This window comes from Peteryoungia aggregata LMG 23059 (assembly GCF_030814435.1).
In the GTDB taxonomy this organism is placed as follows: Bacteria; Pseudomonadota; Alphaproteobacteria; order Rhizobiales; family Rhizobiaceae; genus Allorhizobium; species Allorhizobium aggregatum.
Genome location: NZ_JAUSUW010000001.1, coordinates 73,814 through 90,880, shown reverse-complemented (window position 1 = coordinate 90,880; position 17,067 = coordinate 73,814). Strand labels below are relative to the sequence as shown.

At 60.8% G+C, this 17,067-nt stretch carries 15 protein-coding genes; 2 read left to right on the top strand and 13 right to left on the bottom strand.

The features are described 5' to 3' along the window. Positions 1-55 precede the first annotated feature (55 nt). The 13 genes from J2045_RS00470 to J2045_RS00410 form a co-directional block, all read right to left on the bottom strand. Positions 56-664, bottom strand: a complete 609-nt coding sequence (locus J2045_RS00470; RefSeq protein WP_307367882.1) for a hypothetical protein — start codon at positions 662-664, stop codon at positions 56-58. Positions 665-1,073: 409 nt separating this feature from the next. Then, positions 1,074-2,108 carry a ferrochelatase gene (gene hemH / locus J2045_RS00465; RefSeq protein ID WP_307367877.1) on the bottom strand — a complete coding sequence of 345 codons (1,035 nt, stop codon included), beginning with the start codon at positions 2,106-2,108 and terminating at the stop codon, positions 1,074-1,076. Between the two features lie 121 nt (positions 2,109-2,229). Further along, a complete protein-coding gene (locus J2045_RS00460; RefSeq protein ID WP_307367874.1) occupies positions 2,230-4,077 on the bottom strand; it encodes a 5'-nucleotidase C-terminal domain-containing protein in 1,848 nt (615 codons plus the stop codon). Positions 4,078-4,282: 205 nt separating this feature from the next. Next, positions 4,283-4,648, bottom strand: coding sequence for an outer membrane lipoprotein Omp10 (gene omp10 / locus J2045_RS00455; protein ID WP_307367872.1), 366 nt, complete (start codon positions 4,646-4,648; stop codon positions 4,283-4,285). A 185-nt stretch (positions 4,649-4,833) separates the two neighbouring features. After that, on the bottom strand, positions 4,834-6,276 hold the full coding sequence (locus J2045_RS00450) for a homospermidine synthase (protein ID WP_307367868.1): 1,443 nt from the start codon (positions 6,274-6,276) through the stop codon (positions 4,834-4,836). 136 nt (positions 6,277-6,412) lie between these two features. Beyond that, complete coding sequence (locus tag J2045_RS00445) at positions 6,413-7,315, bottom strand: heme-dependent oxidative N-demethylase family protein (protein ID WP_307367865.1); 903 nt, start codon at positions 7,313-7,315, stop codon at positions 6,413-6,415. Positions 7,316-7,318: 3 nt separating this feature from the next. Beyond that, positions 7,319-7,717 carry a type II toxin-antitoxin system HicB family antitoxin gene (locus tag J2045_RS00440; RefSeq protein WP_307367861.1) on the bottom strand — a complete coding sequence of 133 codons (399 nt, stop codon included), beginning with the start codon at positions 7,715-7,717 and terminating at the stop codon, positions 7,319-7,321. A gap of 20 nt (positions 7,718-7,737) precedes the next feature. After that, positions 7,738-7,920 carry a type II toxin-antitoxin system HicA family toxin gene (locus tag J2045_RS00435; protein ID WP_307367858.1) on the bottom strand — a complete coding sequence of 61 codons (183 nt, stop codon included), beginning with the start codon at positions 7,918-7,920 and terminating at the stop codon, positions 7,738-7,740. Positions 7,921-7,976: 56 nt separating this feature from the next. After that, the gene (locus J2045_RS00430; protein ID WP_307367855.1) at positions 7,977-8,261 is read right to left on the bottom strand and encodes a YciI family protein; all 285 of its coding nucleotides are present in this window, start codon (positions 8,259-8,261) and stop codon (positions 7,977-7,979) included. 4 nt (positions 8,262-8,265) lie between these two features. Further along, positions 8,266-9,567: a hypothetical protein gene (locus J2045_RS00425; protein ID WP_307367852.1), complete on the bottom strand. Its 1,302-nt coding sequence runs from the start codon at positions 9,565-9,567 to the stop codon at positions 8,266-8,268. 3 nt (positions 9,568-9,570) lie between these two features. Continuing rightward, entirely contained in the window at positions 9,571-10,191 is a 621-nt protein-coding gene (locus tag J2045_RS00420; protein WP_307367849.1) for an aminotransferase class IV family protein, read from the bottom strand. Then, positions 10,176-11,336 (bottom strand): aminodeoxychorismate synthase component I, encoded by a 1,161-nt coding sequence (locus J2045_RS00415; RefSeq protein WP_307367845.1) that lies wholly within the window; start codon positions 11,334-11,336, stop codon positions 10,176-10,178. Before J2045_RS00415 ends, J2045_RS00420 begins: the two co-directional genes overlap by 16 nt. 20 nt (positions 11,337-11,356) lie before the next feature. Next, positions 11,357-13,207 carry a M3 family oligoendopeptidase gene (locus J2045_RS00410; RefSeq protein ID WP_307367840.1) on the bottom strand — a complete coding sequence of 617 codons (1,851 nt, stop codon included), beginning with the start codon at positions 13,205-13,207 and terminating at the stop codon, positions 11,357-11,359. A 253-nt stretch (positions 13,208-13,460) separates the two neighbouring features. Between J2045_RS00410 and J2045_RS00405 the strand changes: the two genes are divergently transcribed. Continuing rightward, positions 13,461-14,978, top strand: coding sequence for a sigma-54-dependent transcriptional regulator (locus J2045_RS00405; RefSeq protein WP_307367836.1), 1,518 nt, complete (start codon positions 13,461-13,463; stop codon positions 14,976-14,978). Between the two features lie 188 nt (positions 14,979-15,166). Then, complete coding sequence (locus J2045_RS00400) at positions 15,167-17,008, top strand: peptidoglycan L,D-endopeptidase MepK (protein ID WP_307367833.1); 1,842 nt, start codon at positions 15,167-15,169, stop codon at positions 17,006-17,008. Positions 17,009-17,067: the final 59 nt, after the last annotated feature.

Below are 17,067 nucleotides of genomic sequence, written 5' to 3'. Positions count from 1 at the left end.
GGAGGTTTCACATGTTTGGAGGCACAGGCACCGTCATGCACCCGTGGCTGGACCATCAGGATGCTGCCAGCAGGCGTCTCTCGAGTTCGGTCAGATTGATCTCGACGGTTACCGCGCCGATCTTCTTCTTCGAGGCGTCAAGAAGCGTAAAGCTGACCTGGTTGCGCCAGATCTTGGCTTCGTCGTCCCATTCGGCCGCGTCGACGAACATGGCGTCGTCCGACACCTGGTAGGTCTTCTGGAACTTGTCCTCGTCACCCTGCCAGAAGTCGCTGGTCACCGAGCTCTGGCCGACATTCAGGCCGTTCTGGTCCATGACGAAGATCTCGGCATAGAGACCGAGAGACTTGCCCTGGATGCGGGCGAGATAGACGGACAGCGGGTTGGACAGGGTTGCTGCGATCAGGGGCTTGTCGGTCGCCTCGCGCTCTGCCTTCCACTGGTTGTCGAGGGCGTCGATCTTGTCCTGGGCCATGGCCGTCAGGCGCTGGTTCTGCGCTGCCACCGAGACCTGGACGATCTCGGTGTTGATGAAGCTACGCATTTCCTCGATCAGTGCCGGCGAAACGAGCTTGCTGACGTCGGGCTGTGGGGGCTCGGCATGGGCCGGCATAAAAGACACCGCAACGATGGCGGATGCCAGGGTCATCAGGAACTTGGGCATAGGGCGTCTCCTTCAATGCCCTAATTCTAGGCATCATTATTAAACGGAGCGTTAATATAAGAAATCACTCCTCTAGAATTGTAATTAAATCCAATGATTTAACTCCGTGTTCCACGTCTCCGTGGGGTGCTGGTTCGGCAGCCATGAGTTGACCCAGATGGATCAAAGTTCATGCAGACTGATCCGGTAAACGGATGAAATTGATGTGCAAATCCGAGGCGATCTCACGTTGCGCTCACTTCTTCGTAACCACAAAATACACCACGGGAAACGTATTGGTTGCGTACATTCGCATTTTCTGAATTGAAACATGTGTGCGTGCGGAGCTGCCGGTTCTTCCCCAAAAACGAAAACGGCCGCCTTGCGGCGGCCGATCGATCTCATTGATTGCTGCCGCGGTTGCCTGCTCTCAGGCCCAACCCTGCAATTCGCGTCGAACAACGTTTTCGATCACGCGCATGCCGTCCTCGCTGTCGTTGAGACAGGGGATGTGGGTGAACTTCTCGCCGCCATTGTGCAGGAAGTCTTCGCCGGCTTCCCCGGCGATTTCCTCCAGCGTTTCCAGGCAGTCGGACACGAAACCCGGGTTCAGGATGGCAATGCGCTTCACGCCTTCCTGGGCAAGCTTCTCGACCGTCTTGTCGGTGTAGGGCTGCAGCCATTCCTCCGGCCCGAAGCGGGACTGGAAGGTGACCATCAGCTTCTCCTTCTCCCAGCCGAGATGCTCGCGCAGCAGGCGCGTCGTCTTGTAGCACTGGCAATGATAGGGATCGCCCTTCATGAAGTAGGACTTCGGAATGCCGTGATAGGAGGTAATCACCAGTTCCGGCTCCCAGTCGAGGGTGGCCAGATGCTTGTTGATCGAATTGGCAAGTCCCTCGATATAGACCGGATCGTCGGCATATTGCGGAACGGTTCGAAGTGCTGGCTGCCAGCGCATCTTGAGCAGCGCCTTGAAGGCTTCGTCATTGACGGTTGCCGTCGTGGCTGCGGCATATTGCGGATAGAGCGGATAGACGAGGATGCGTTCGCAACCGGCCTTCTGCATTTCGTTCATTTTCGCCTGGATCGCCGGCTGACCGTAGCGCATCGCCCAATCGACATGCACATTCGGAAGGTCCTTCAGGGCAACCGCGAGCTTTTCCGCCTGGCTGCGGGTGTAGGTGCGCAGGTAGCTTTCGTCGAGATCCTTGTTCCAGATCTCCTCATAGGCCTTGCCGACCTTCTGCGGACGCTTGTTGAGGACGATGCCGTAGAGGATCGGGTACCAGAACCACCGCGACCACTCGATGACGCGCTTGTCCGTCAGGAACTCCTCGAGATAGCGGCGCATGGACTTGTAGTCCGTGCCGTCGGGCGTGCCGAGGTTGACGAGCAGCACGCCGACCTTGCCGAAATTGACGGGCGGGTGGTCGGAGGGCCAATGGGCGGGAAGTGCATTCATCGTTATATCCTGGTGATGAGATCTCGACCGTTACGTCACGAAGGCCTGTTGAGATCATCTGATAAAAGCAAAAGCCGGCCCGGGGAAGCCCGGACCGGCTTTTGTCATGCGTCAAACGGTCTTACTTGGCCGGCAGTTCAAGTTCCCGGCCGATGGAGATCACGTTCGGATTGCGCAGCGTGTTCGCTTCCGCGATCTTTTTCCAGAGCAGACCATCGCCATAGGTTGCCTCGGCGATCTTCCACAGGCTGTCTCCGGCGACCACCTTGTACATGGTCGCTGCGGTGGCCATCGCGGCTTCGGTTGCGGTCGCGGCCGGAGCTTCGGTGGCCGGTGCTGTCTCGGCAGATGCCTGGGCTGCCGCAGCGATCATCGTGATGCGACCGTCGGTATAGGGCTTGTAGGGGCTGTTTTTCGCGATGTAGTCCGCGACAACAGCTTCGAGGCCGGGACCGAAGTCATAGGCATTCTGGCCGCCGGTGGCGAAGATCTTGTAGCCGTCACCGCCGGAGCGCATGTAGTTGTTGGTGGCGACGCCATAGACCTTGTTCGCGTCGATTGCGACGAAGGCATCACCTTCCTTGACTTCGACCGAGGTGATGCGGCTGCCGGCCGGCTTGTTGAGGTCCGCCGTATACTTCAGGCCGGAGACCTGCGGGAAGCGCCCTGCGCCTTCCTCGACCTGGCTCACACCGTTTTCGAGTGCTGCCACGATATCCGAGCCCTTGAGCTGGAAGGAGGCAAGCGTGTTCTGGAACGGCAGCACCGTCAGGACTTCGCCCATGGTGACCGTGCCGGCGTCGATCGAGGCACGCAGGCCGCCGCCGTTCTGGATGGCGATGGTGATGCCCTGGTCGCTCAGGCGGTCGACCATCGCATCGGCGACGAGGTTGCCCATCGAGCATTCTACGGAACGGCAGGTGTCGCGCGCGCCGTCAACGGCCTCTGCGGTGGCACCGATTTCCTTGAGCTTCAGTTCCTCGATCGGACCTGCCAGTTCCGCGACCTTGGCGACGAAGCCGGCATCCGGCGTGACGGATGCATCGAGCAGTTTCGGCTCGCCGGTGGCTGTCTTGACGACGCCTGCATCGTCGAAGACGACCGTCAGGTCACCGAGATACTTGGAATAGGCATAGGCCTGAACGATCGGCACATCCTTGCCGGCCGGGTTCTTGACCATGGTCGGGTAGGGGCCGGCGGCCTTTTCGTCGGTATTGGACAGCAGCGTGTGGCTATGGCCGCCGACGATGACGTCGATACCGTCAACGGCTGCGGCGATTTCCTGATCCTTGACGTAACCGACATGCGAGAGCAGCACGATCTTGTCGATGCCCTGGCCTTCGATCTCCGCCACGGCTTCCTTCAGGTAGCCGATCTCATCGGCGAAGAGGACGCTGTCGCCGGGCGACGAGGTTTCATCGGTGTCGGTTGCCAGAACCGAGACGACGGCGACCTTCTCGCCTGCGAAATCCTTGACGATATAGGGCTTGAACTTGTCGGCGACCGGGGAGTTCAGACCAGCCAGCGTGTTGCCCGAGATCATCGGGAATTTCAGCGCGTCGATGAACTTGGCCAGTTCTTCCGGGCCGTCGTCGAATTCGTGGTTGCCGATCGCCATGGCGTCGAAGCCGATGCCGTTCATGAAGTCGGCGATCGGGGCGCTCTTGTAGGTGGTGTAGAAGAGCGAACCCTGGAACTGGTCGCCGGCGTCGAGCGTCAGCACATTCTTGCCCGACAGTTCCGCACGACGGGTGTCGATTGCGGTCTTCACGCGGGCGATGCCGCCAAAGCACTCGTTCTTGGCCGCGTCATCCGCAGAGCAGGTCGAATCGGACTTGCTGATCGCTTCGATGCGTGAATGCAGGTCGTTGATGTGCAGGATGTTGAGTTCGAAATCGGCCAGGGCTGTTCCGGCCGTCAGGGCCAGCACCGAGGCGCTGAATAGGCCAATCTTCAAGTGTTTGAACATCTTGTATCTCTCCTGTTCCAATCCATTTCAAACCAGTCTGGCACACCCCCATGACAAAGGTGCACCCGAAATCCGATGGCGAATGTTTTCATCAAGACCGGTGCAGGGCAAGCGAAAATCGGCACACGGTTGCATGTTAGCGAGTCCAAAACGAAAGAAGCGGCCTCGTGGGCCGCTTCTGCAATTACCGTGATATTCGAGTGGATCAGATACCGCTGCGGGCGAGCGAGAACTGTGCTCCGCTGTCGGAGGTGCAGTTGAGCTGCGTCGGTGTCACAAGAGCGCAATTCACCTTCTGCTGGGTGTTGCGAACCAGTGACGTCATGTTGATCTCGACGAGACGGTCGTTGACCAGCATGTAGGTGCCGGAGGCGAGGATCTGGTTCGTGTCGGTGGTGCGCGTCGTGAATGTGCCGCCCTGGAAGGTGGATGCGATGCCGTTCGGATCAACCCAGGCACCTTCGATGGAGGGACCCTGCTGGACCGCCGGCAACTGGCGCGGCGGGCTCGAATAGCACGACGTGAGCGCGAGGCACGCTGCTGCGACGGCGACCAGGGACTTGGTTTTCATTCTTGTCTCCCACCAACTCGGCGGTTCGGCTGCGCCGCCCGCCTTCTGCATTGTCATCAAAACATGCCGCGAAGCCATGGTCAAAGCAAGGCGATAGCCCTGCGTTGTCGGGGTTATCCCGGGCTTGCTCTAAATGGCAAGAGGCCCGCCGCGAGCGACGGGCCTCCATTTCGTGCCTAAATCGTTCAGCGGACCAGAATGTTCCGGAACTGCCACGGGTCCTTCTCGTCGAGGTCTTCCGGGAAGAGGCCCGGGCGACCGTCGAGCGGGGTCCAGTCGGTGTAGTGGCCTTCGACCGGGCCGAGATAAGGCGACTGCACTTCGAGGCAGCGCTTGTAGTCCATCTCGTCGGCTTCAACGATGCCGGCCTTCGGGTTTTCGATGGCCCAGACCATGCCGGCGAGCACGGCAGAGGTCACCTGCAGGCCGGTTGCGTTCTGGTAAGGCGCGATCTCGCGGGTTTCTTCCAGCGACAGGCGCGAACCGTACCAGTAGGCGTTCTTGTCGTGGCCATAGAGCAGCACGCCGAGTTCGTCGACGCCATCGACCAGCTCATCCTCGTTGAGGACGTGCAGGACCGGCTGCTGCGTGCCGCCATTGCCGAACATTTCGTGCAGCGACAGCACGGCGTCGTTGGCCGGGTGGTAGGCATAGTGGCAAGTCGGGCGGTAGACGACTTCGCCATCCTTCTCGACGGTGAAGTAGTCGGCGATCGAGATCGACTCGTTATGGGTGACCAGGAAGCCGTATTGCGGACCCGGCGTCGGGCACCATGTGCGAACGCGGGTGTTGGCGCCCGGCTGCTCCAGATAGATCGCGGCCTTGCAGCCCTTCTTGTGCTTCTTGGCGTTCTTCGGCATCCAGTTCTCATGGGTGCCCCAGCCGAGTTCTGCCGGCTGCAGACCTTCGGAGATGAAGCCTTCGACCGACCAGGTGTTCCAGAAGACGTTGAGCGGCTTCGGGTTCTTGGTGCGCTGGGTGTCGCGTTCGGCGATGTGTACGCCCTTCACGCCGACCTTCTTCATCAGCTTGGCCCAGCCTTCGCGATCGTTCTGATCCGGCTCGTCGAACTTGATGCCGAGTTCGTTGGCGACGTTGACGAGACCCTGCTTGACGAACCAGGAGACCATGCCCGGGTTTGCACCACAGGTGGAGACAGCTGTCGTGCCGCCGGGGTTCTTCGCCTTTTCCTGGCGGACCGTTTCGCGCAGCGCATAGTTGGTGCGCTCGGAATTCTTCATGTTCTTGTCGAAGTAGAAGCCGAGCCAGGGCTCAACAACCGTGTCGATGTAGAGAACGTCGAGCTTGCGGCAGAGTTTCATCAGGTCGAGCGAACCGGTATCGACCGAAAGGTTGACGCAGAAGCCCTGACCCTGACCTTCGGTCAGAAGCGGCTTCAGCAGCTTCTTGTAGTTGTCCTTGGTGACATGCGCCTGGATGTGCTTGATGCCATGCTTGGCGAGCAGATCAGCTTCGTCGCTGCGCGGATCGATGACGACCATCCGGCTCTTGTCGAACTTGAAGTGGCGTTCGATCAGCGGCAGGGTGCCGCGGCCGATCGATCCGAAGCCGATCATCACGATCGGGCCGGTGATCTCGCCATAAACCGGGTAGGTCTTTTCGCTCATTCTTGTCTCCTTGGAGGACCGGTTCTTTCGCCCGGGCCATGTTTCCGGCCTGTTTGTTACGGCCGGAGCGATACTGGCGGTTCTAGATCACAAAACTCTGACACAATAAAGAGTGGGTGCCGAGGGCAGAAGGCTGCTAGCTGCGATTTTCGGACGTCGCATCTTGCCGCAGCCGTGCCACGAGCCTTGATCGCTGTCGGTCGAGGCCCTTGTAGCGCAGCTGGGGCTCGCTCAGAGCCTCCAATTGGCCGGCGAGTGCCAGGGCCAGGCGCCTGCCATCCGCATGTTTTTCGAACAGGGTGACGGGGTCGAGATAGATGCGGATGGTGAAGACGATCGCGCTGGTCTCCGGGAGTTTCGTCAAGGTCTGCCGCTCGACCCGCACGACGGCCTCGTCCGGTTCAGCGGTGTCGTTGCGGCCTGTCTCGGGATGAAAGAGCTTCTCTCTCCAATTGATCGACCAGTTGAAGCGTTCGGCCGGCAGGCCGGGCGCCAGATGGTCGAAGATGCGATTGATCATCGCGGCATTGCGCGTGCCGCCTTCGAAGCCCGGCACATGCTCGTGGACTTCCTCCATTGGCCGATCGAACTTTTCGGCCAACAACCAGGAAGAGGGGAAGGAGAGATGGGCCGCTGCGATGTACCAGCCCGCTTCGCGCCTCATCATGATCACGAGGTCGTCCTGCACGAGCATTCCGGCGCGCAGAAGCGGGGGGAGCGTTTCGTCGGAAAGGTCGAGGGTATGGCCGGCGACATGGATCAGGTTGCCGTCGCGGTGGTAAAGCTCCTGATGATGGGTCTCTAGATGCGAGACAAGTTCGGTCAGGCATTCCTGCTGAGCTACAAGGCTGTCGTCTGTCGCGCGGAAGATCTCGGGGAGGCGGGTCGCGGCTAGGTCCCGCTTCTCGGCGAGATAGCGGGTCAGATCGCTGTCCGGTTCGATCCAGCGGTTTGGATCGAGGGTCGAGAGGCCGATGGTGAAGGGGTGTGTTGGGCCGGCATAGGGGGTGTGGGTGAGATTGGTCAAAGTACCGCCCATTGGTCAGGCCGAACGCTCGATCTCTTTGCGCGCACAGCTTGCCAGAAAAGCAGAGCGCGTCAGGCCACGCTGTTTTGCCGCCTGGTCGATTGCCGCCAAGGTTCCGGCTTCCATCGTAATGTTTGCCCGGACAGTCCGTGTATCGTCCTCGATCAGCGGGACGCGGATCAGAAAGGCGCCCGCAGCCAGTTCGTCGCGAACGTCGGGGCGCTCCACGATGTCCTGATGAGGGGAGGCTGCTGGAAGCTCCTCATCCTCCGCCCAAAGCCTTAAGGCCTCGATTGCATTGATGACCAGATCTTCGTCGCTGTCCGCCGCCGAAAAAACGGATGGCAAATCAGGGAAACTGATCCCGTAGGCGCTGTCCGGATCCTTATGCACCAAAGCCACATAGTATCGCATTTGCCGCTCACTTTTGCTTTTCAGATCCAGCCAGCCTGTTTGGCAATCGCCCGTGCCGTGCCCAATGGAAGGTCCTTTTTCGGATGCGGCACAATGATCGTTTTGTCGTCTTTTCGAAATTTGTGATGGGAGCCGGACACCGAGACGAGCTCATACCCTTCGGACCGGAGCCGCTGGATGATTTTGCGAGAGTCCTTCTCCATCTCTGTTCCAGTGCGCAAATATATGCGTATTTCAGGCTGCTTTCAATGACTAGGTTTTATCCCTTCAACCCTTCCAGCCCAACCGACGTTCGCGTCACAGCCACTTCCGTCACTTCATACACGGCAACACCCCCTGCCGCGAAGGGGTCGGCTGCGACATAAGCCTCGATCTCGGCTCGATCGCCCCGGGCGAGGATCACTCCACCGGTGCGTGGGTTCTTGCGGCCGGACGCAAGGAACAGGCCGCTGTCATAGCCAGCATTCACCCAGTCCATATGCGGCTGCATCAGACGATCGGCTTCTTCGGTGGGCTTCACATAGGTGAGGGAGAGAATGAACATGTAGCTAGCTTTTCTGCTCAGCGGGGACACTGGCACTTCTTGCTGATAGCCACAGAATGCAAGCTGCGGCCGCATACAAGGGGAGTATCCGGTGATGGTAGCGATCTGGCGGGCCCGAAAGTAAGGCGAAGAGCGCGTCGTTGGCGAGACACATCAGGACGATGACGAAGAACCATTTGCGCATGTCGATGGTTGAGCTGCGCCAGCCCACGGCGACGGCTACGATGCATGCCACATAGAAGACGAACCTCAATCCTGTCAGCAGAGTGCGCGTCTGATCGTCTTGCCAGAGACCCTTTGCCTGTAGCGAGCCGTCATAGGCGGGCGGCATGGGCTCGCTCAGTACAGCGTTGAAGTCCAGCTTCGTGCCGGGGCCGAAGAAACTGAAAAAGTCCTGCACGACCACAAGTGCAGTCAAGAACGGTCGGTAGGTCAGGCCGTCGAGTATGATGGCCTTTGCATGGTTGCGCTCGAAGTCCCTGAGGTCAAAACGCTCCCTGAGAATCCGGGCCAGATCCCAGAAATAGTCCCGACGGCCTGCCGTCTCCGGGTCTTGTTTCAAATCCTCTACCAAAACTGCCGCTTCGCACAGGACTTCGTTGCCGGAGCGTTCGCATTCACGCCGCAACAACTCCGGATGCACCGAAAACAGCCGTGCTGCCAGGAATGTTTTGCTCATCGGAGGCGTGTCAGGAAAATACTTGCTGTTCACAAACGCATTGGCACTGACCATCATGACGATGGCCAATAATGTCATACGGATGGATTTCAGGCCAAACAGGAAGGCTGCAATCAGGATGAACGTGATTGCCAATGGCAGGCCGCTGCCATGACCCGCCAGGAGCAGTCCGGCAGCCAGCCCGAGGAAGGGGCTGGACCATTTCACCGAGAAGACGAGGAAGACTATCGCCGGAAAGAACCATGCGTCAACGAGCACTGCGCTGGTGTATATCGGCTGCAGTGCCGCCACGGCAAATGGCAATACCAGCCAGGCCTTCCGTATGCGGAAACCGTAGATCAGCACAAGCCAAGCCGCCGCATTGACGATCGCATTGAACAGAGGCAGCGCCCAATAGCCCATCACCCGGTACAGTGGATAAATCAGGATCGGTGGCACCTTTGATCTGATCCAGCCGACGCCCTGACCCGAATAGCCGATCGAGTCTTCCATCACGAGTGGGAAGCGATTGATCAGCGCCGGCATCATAAACGCCAAGGTCAGCGCAATCCCGAGTACGGCGAGCTGCCAGCCATACCTTCCGAAGGATTTTTCGGCACCTGGCGCAGTTGCCATCGTCAGCGTCATGTTTCAGTCCACCAGTTCGGCGGGGATCAGCCCGCGCAGGGAGTTGCCGACAAAGAGCTTGCGGTGGCGCAGGTCGTCGAGTTTCAGCACTTCGCCGCGCGCCTTGCGCTCGCGGATCAGTTCGGCGCGCAAGACGCCCGGCAGGAGGCCGCTGGTGAGCGGCGGGGTGAGCAGCATGCCGTCGGCGGTCTCGGCGAAGATGTTGGTGATTGTGCCTTCGCAGACTTCGCCGCGTTCGTTCAGCAGGATCACCTCGTCCGCTTCATCATTTGGGAATTCGGCGCGGGCGGTCTCATAGGGTTCGCGTCGGGTTGTCTTGTGACGGAAAAGGCTGTCTTCGGATTGCAGGCGCGTCTTGGCAATTTTCAGGCGCCAGACCTTCTCCTCCGGCACGGGTTCGAAAGGGGTGACAGTCACCTCCATCTTGCCGCGATAGGTCATCACCAGGCGCACGCGCAACGGTGTGCCGCCGGAGACTTCCTTCTCGAGCTTGCCCTTCGCATCCTGCGGCTGGCGAAAGCCGAGCGCATCGGCCGAGCGGGAGAGGCGACGCAAGTGCTGGTCGAGCCGCAGAAAGCCTGCGTCCGGCTGCCACCGCAAAGTCTCGATCAGCGAGAAATCCATTCGTCTCCCACGGCAAAGCGCGCCTTCAACAGGCATTCCTCGTATTCGGCTTCCGCCTTCGAATCGAAGACGATGCCGCCGCCGACATTGAAGACGGCGCGGCCTCCGTTGAAAAGGGAGATCGTACGGATCGCAACCGAAAATCGCATCGGGCCGGCTGGATCGCACCAGCCGATCGCACCGCAATAGATATCGCGCGGACCGGCTTCCAGTTCATGCAGGATGCGCATCGCCCACATTTTTGGCGCGCCCGTCACGGAGCCGCAGGGGAAAAGGGCTGCCATGATCTCGGCCAGGCCGATGCCGGGCGAGAGTTTTGCCCTGATATAGCTCACCATCTGGTGGACTGTCGGATAGGTCTCGATGGCAAAGAGCTTGGGGACGGACAATGTGCCGACCTCGCTGATGACAGAGACATCGTTGCGCAGGAGGTCGACGATCATACGGTTTTCGGCTTGTGTCTTTTCGTCGTCGAGCATGGCGGCGATGATCGCCTCGTCTTCTTCCGGTGAAGCGCCGCGGGCCGCCGTGCCCTTCATCGGGCGCGTCTCGATCCAGCCGTCCTTGTCGACGGAGAAGAAGAGTTCCGGCGAGCGGGACAGGATGACAGGATCGCCGAAATCGATCAGTGCTCCGTAATGCACCGGCTGGCGCCCAACGAGCGACCAGAAGGCGGCACGCGGGTCGCCTTCCCAGCGGGCTTCGACCGGCATGGTCAGGTTCGCCTGATAGCAGTCGCCCTTGCGCAGGTGATGATGCAGGCGATCGAAGCGGGTGCGGTAGGTGTCGAAATCCCAGCCCGCTCTGGGATCGGTGAGCAAGGGGGCGTTCGGGATGTTCGAGGGCGCCTCGGCCAGCGGGTGTTCGGCTAATGCGGGGGCGGCGAAGACACCCATTGAGATCAGCGGCGTCTCGCGACCCTCTTCGATCAGGGGGCGAAGCTTCGGCTCGAACACATACCCCGCTTCATAAGAGAGGTAACCCGCAAGCCATTTTCCGGCCTTCCGGTGCTCTTCCAGCTTTGCAAGCGCAGGCTCAACCTCGTCCGCCGTCCGGGCGACGACGAGCGTCTCCGGTTCGGCAAAGACAAGGCTCGTCCCCGCGCGGTCGTCGCGGAAGAGCGCATAGGGCGCGTGGTCACGCATGGGATAACGGCGGCTCCGGTTCAGGCTGCCTTATCTAGCGCTTCCAATTCGTCGATCAGCCCCTCGATCATCGACAGGCCCTTGGCCCAGAACGACGGATCGGTCGCATCCAGCCCGAACGGAGCGAGAAGCTCCGAATGGTGCTTGGTGCCGCCGGCCTTCAGGAGCTCGAAATACTTGTCCTGGAAGCCCTGATCGGCGTTCTGGTAGACGGCATAGAGTGAGTTCACCAGGCAATCGCCGAAGGCATAGGCATAGACATAGAAGGGCGAGTGGATGAAGTGGGGGATATAGGCCCACCAGGTCTCGTAGCCTTCCGAGATCTTGATCGCCGGCCCGAGGCTCTCTTCCTGCACCGAGAGCCAGAGTTCGCCGATCTTCTCGGCCGTCAGTTCGCCTTCCTTGCGGGCCGTGTGGATCTTGCGTTCGAACTGGTAGAAGGCGATCTGGCGCACGACCGTGTTGATCATGTCCTCGACCTTCTGGGCGAGCATGGCCTTGCGTTCTTTGCTGTCGGTCGTCTTGTCGAGGAGCGCGCGGAAGGTCAGCATCTCGCCGAAGACGGAGGCGGTTTCGGCAAGGGTCAAAGGTGTCTGGCACATCATCGCACCCTGGCCGCCGGCCAGTACCTGGTGAACGCCGTGGCCCAGCTCATGGGCCAGCGTCATGACATCGCGCGGCTTGCCGAGATAGTTGACGAGCACATAGGGGTGAGCGGACGGCACGGTCGGATGGGCGAATGCGCCCGGCGCCTTGCCGGGGCGGGCAGGGGCGTCGATCCAGCCGCCGTCGAAGAAGCGCCCGGCGATCTCGGCCATCTCGGGGGCAAAACCGCCATAGGCCGAGAGAACCATGTCCTTGGCCTCGTCCCAGGAGATGAGGCGGTCAGGCGTCTCGGCCAGCGGGGCGTTGCGGTCCCAGAAGTTCATCTGGTCCATGCCGAGCCACTTCGCCTTCATCTTGTAATAGCGATGCGACAGGCGCGGATAGGCCTCGCGTACGGCTTCGGCCAGTGCGTCGACGACTTCGCGTTCGACGCGGTTGGCCAGGTGGCGGCTATCGGCGATGTCCTCAAAGCCGCGCCAGCGGTCGGAGATATCCTTGTCCTTGGCGAGCGTGTTGGTCACCAGGGTGAAGACGCGGATATTGTCCTTGAAGGTCTTCGACAGGGCTTCGGCCGCCAGTTTGCGCTTGGCCGGATCGGCGTCCTGCAGCATCGTCAGTGTCGGCTCAAGCGGCATCTCCTCGTCGCCGATCTTGAAGCGCAGCGAAGCGAGCGTTTCGTCGAAAAGGCGGTTGAAGGCGGCAGCACCGGTCTGGGACTTCTCAAGGAAAAGCTGCTCGATCCGGTCGTCGAGCTGGAAGGGCTTGTCCTTGCGCAGGTCGACGATCCAGGGGCGGAAATGGGCGAGTGCCGGATCACGGTCCATCGCTGCGTCGACGGCATCGTTGGACAGGCGGTTCAGTTCCAGAGGGAAGAACAGCAGGCGGGCCGACATATCCGTCAGCTTCGCCTGTATGTCGCCGAAGAACTTGCCGTTCGCCGGATTGGTCATGTCGGAATAATAGGTCAGGCCGGCATAGGAGGCGATGCGACCAAGCAGGTCTTCGAGCGCATCCATTTCGCGCAGGGCCTGGGCCAGCGAGTTTTCGCCGACGGTTTCGAGCGCGATCGAAAGCTTGCCCTTCCATTTGGTCTCGAAGGCAAGGGCGTCGGATCCCGCCTTTTGCACGGCACCGAGGAATTCGCTCGAGGTCTGACCCGGATAGAGATCGTCCAGCTTCCAGACGGGCAGGTCGCCGAGGTTCTGATTTCCGCTGGCGGAAGCCGGGTGGGCGGGGCTCAGGGTGGGGCGGCGGTCGATCGTCATGGCGATGTCCTTTCTTCAACTCGTTCCGGAGATGTAGTCAGTCGCCTGCGGATCGGCAAGCAGCCGGGTGTGCCAGCACGATGCGACCTTGCCGGGTTGGCTCCGGAAGCGGCGCCGGTTGATTGTGCCATAAACGGTTAAGGACCGTTAAAATGCGAGGCTTTCTCCCAAGAACATCTTCAGGGCTTTCTGGCAGGCTCCTCGCGATAGCCCAGGAGCGCGAAGGCGCCAGAACAGCCTCGGGGAGCGCAAGTTGACCGCACAGATTCTACTCATCGATGAAGATGCCGCCGAGCGTCGCAGCATGAAGGCTGCCATAGAAGCGCACGGCCACGCCGTTCATGTCGCCGACACGGCGCATGCCGGGATCGAAGTTTTCCGCCGTTATCGCGATGCGATCGGGGTGGTTTTGATCGATGCCGCATCCGCAGAAGGTCTGAACCCGACCCTCATTCCCATACTGGCCGACATCAACCCTTCCGTGCCGGTGATTGTCGGGACAGCCGAAGGAGCGACCGAGACAGCGCTCGGCGCGGTGCGGGCGGGGGCCTTCGACTTCCTGGTCAAGCCTATCGCGCAAGAGCGGCTGATCGGCGCTATCGAATCAGCTCTCAAGATTCATCGCACCAGCCTCCAGGGGCGGACACCGCGTCGGGCCCGCAGCGGCTCCGTGAGCTTTGCCGATGTGATCGCCGCCAGCGCGGCAATGTCCCGTGTGGTCGAACTCGGGCGGCGTGCCGCGCAGTCTGCGATCCCCGTCATGCTTGAAGGCGAGGCCGGGGTCGGCAAGGAACTCGTTGCCCGGGCCATCCATGCCGCGAGCGACCGTTCGTCCCGCCCGTTCGTACCGGTCAACTGCAACACGATTTCCCCAGGGCAGATCGATGAGGTGCTGTTTGGCAGTGATGCCGCCACCGGCAAGCTGTCGGAGGCCGAAGGCGGAACGCTTTTCATCGAGGAAATCAGCGAGTTGCCTCCGGTCGGGCAGATGCGACTGCTCGAAATCGTGCAGAGCGGGGAGATCTCCCGCAGTGGTCAGCAGCGTTCGCTGAAGACCAATGTCCGCCTGATCCTCGCGACCAACAAGGATCTGATCGAAGAGGTCAAGGCGGGCCGCTTCCGTGAGGATCTTTATTACCGGGTCAACGTCTTTCCGATCACGATTCCGGCTCTTCGCCGCCGCAAGGAGGACATTCCGCATCTGATCCGGGCCTTTGTCGAGCGCTTTTCGCTCGAACAGCGGCTGCCGAGAACGCTGCAGGTCGAATCCTCGGCGATGGCCTTGCTCACCTCCTTCGACTGGCCGGGCAATACGCGGCAGCTGGAAAACGCCATCTTCCGGGCTGTCGTCCTGGCCGAGGGGCTTAACCTCAGGGAGAGCGATTTTCCGCAGATTGCCGCGCAGGTGAATGCGTCCCGTGGCGGGTCTTCCGGCTATGAGCTGCAACCGGCCATCCATGAGCAGAGCCCGATCGCCAAGGTTCAGGCGGCCCTCGCGGAACGTGCCGCCGGGATCGGGGGCGGCCATTCGTCTTCCTCCACAGGATTTGGTGCGTCGGCATCCGGCAATGTCATTGTCAGCACTGATGAGGCCGGCAATGTGCGCAAGCTTGCCGAAATCGAGGAGGAACTGATCCGCTTTGCCCTGAAATTCTACCGGGGCCAGATGAGCCAGGTGGCGCGAAAGCTGGGCATCGGGCGCTCAACGCTCTATCGCAAGCTCAAGGATTACGGAATCGATCCCGACGATCCGCAGAAGGATGCCGCTTGATTTGCCTCAACCGTTCGATGTTAACTCTGGGGTAAGCTTAATCGCCTACCAAGGGGCTAAGCATTTGTTAGGCAAGCGTTCACCATAAACGAACAGCTTGTGCGGATGTGGCAAATTTGCCATGGTATGACCGCATTTGACGTTCATTTCGGTTGGCGTGGGACGTAGTCTTTCGGACGGGGATTTCATTGCAGGCATCGCAGGACATCAGCGCGCTCCATACGCAAAGCGGGCGCAAAACCCGGCTTGCGTCTGCGCAGTTGGCAGGGAAGCTGCTGTTCTCGCTGTTTGCCGTGATGCTGATGGGCCTTGGTGGTCTTCTTGCAAATCCAGGCATGGCCAAGGCCGAGACGCGCTCGCTCAACATCGAATTCGTACATACCGGCGAGCGGGCCTCGATCACCTTCAAACGCAATGGCCGCTATGACCCCAAGGGTCTGAAACAGCTCAACTATATTCTCCGTGACTGGCGCCGCAACGAGCCGACGAAGATGGACCCGCGCCTCTTCGATCTCGTGTGGGAAGTCTACCGTCAGTCCCGCGCCAAGGGTTACATCAAGGTCGTCTCGGCCTATCGGTCTCCCGCCACCAATTCCATGCTGCGCTCGCGCTCCAAGGGGGTTGCCAAGGAAAGCCAGCACATGCGCGGCACGGCGATGGACTTCTACATTCCGGGCGTGCCGCTCAAGACGCTGCGCGAAATCGGCGTGAAGATGCAGGCCGGTGGTGTCGGGTATTACCCGAATTCCGGTTCGCCCTTCGTGCATATGGACGTCGCCGGCGTACGCGCCTGGCCGCGCATGAACCGTCAGGATCTCGTGCGTCTCTTTCCCGACGGCAAGACCGTGCATATTCCGGCCGATGGAAAGCCCTTGCCGGGCTACCAGCAGGCGCTCACCGAGTACAAGCGTCGCGTGGCATCCGGTAATACGGTTATGATCGCGGAAGAGAAGTCGTCTGCGCGTCCCCGCAATTTCCTTGCCATGCTGTTTGGTGGTGGGGACGAGGACGAAGTGGAAGACATTCCCGCCCCGGCGGAGCGTCCGGCCATCGCCTCGCAGCCGCAGGCCCCCGCCGCGCCGCCAGAGCAGCCGATCGTGACCGCTTCCGAACCCGTCATGGTGGCCACTGCGCTGCCGGGTGTGGATGCCGCAGATGCACCGGTTCCGGCTGCGCGACCCTCCTTGCGTCCGGCAGACAACAGTCTCGCGGCTGCCCTCTACCAGCCGCCGCGCAATGCGGCCGAAGATGCTCTCCGGGAGGTCGCAAGCGGAGTGCCCACACCGGCATCCGCCCCTTCGGATGAATTTACCGATCTTGCCGCAGTCAACGTGCCCGTCCCGACCTTGCTCGGCGTCCGACCAGAGCCGGGTGCTGCCGAAGCGGGTGTGATGACAGCGTCGATCGATCCCAATGCGGGTTCCATGGTGCTTGCAGACGGCATGACCGTGCCTGTGCCTGCTGCCCGGCCGCAGGTGGCTGAAGCCCTGCTTGCGACTGCAGAAGCCGAGGCAGAGGCCGAAGTGGATGAAGTCGAACAGGCGATCCTGTCTCCAGAAGCCGCTGCGGCGCTCGAGGACGGCACCGTGCCTGAGATGGCGGCCCCGATACCGTCGAGTGCGCCGGTTCAGGCCGGTCTCGTGGCCACTCCGGCGCCGGCCCAGAAGCCTGTCGAGGTTGCTTCGATCCCTCAGGGACAAGACGTCGAACCGACAACCCAGTTCGGCGACATGTTTGATGCGCCGACCGATCCGATTGCAGGTGCCGATGCGGCTCTGCCGAAGAAGGGCGGGCGCCCGGGCCAGGAAGACGCCGAACGCGCGCACATGGCCATGTATGGCGGCACCAAGCTCACCAAGGGCATGATCGAGCAGTGGGCGCTGAATCAGGGCAAGTTTGAATCCGTGGCCAAGCCGGTCAAGGCTCCACGCGTCGTGTCGCGCTCGCTGGTGGCACCCGCCACGGCGGTTCCGGATGGCTTCCGCCTGGATGCGACCACTGTTGATCCGAGCCGCTTCGGCGCTCCGTAAAATCGAACTGATGCAGATTGCAGACAAAAGAAAACCCGCCGGATCGGCGGGTTTTTTGT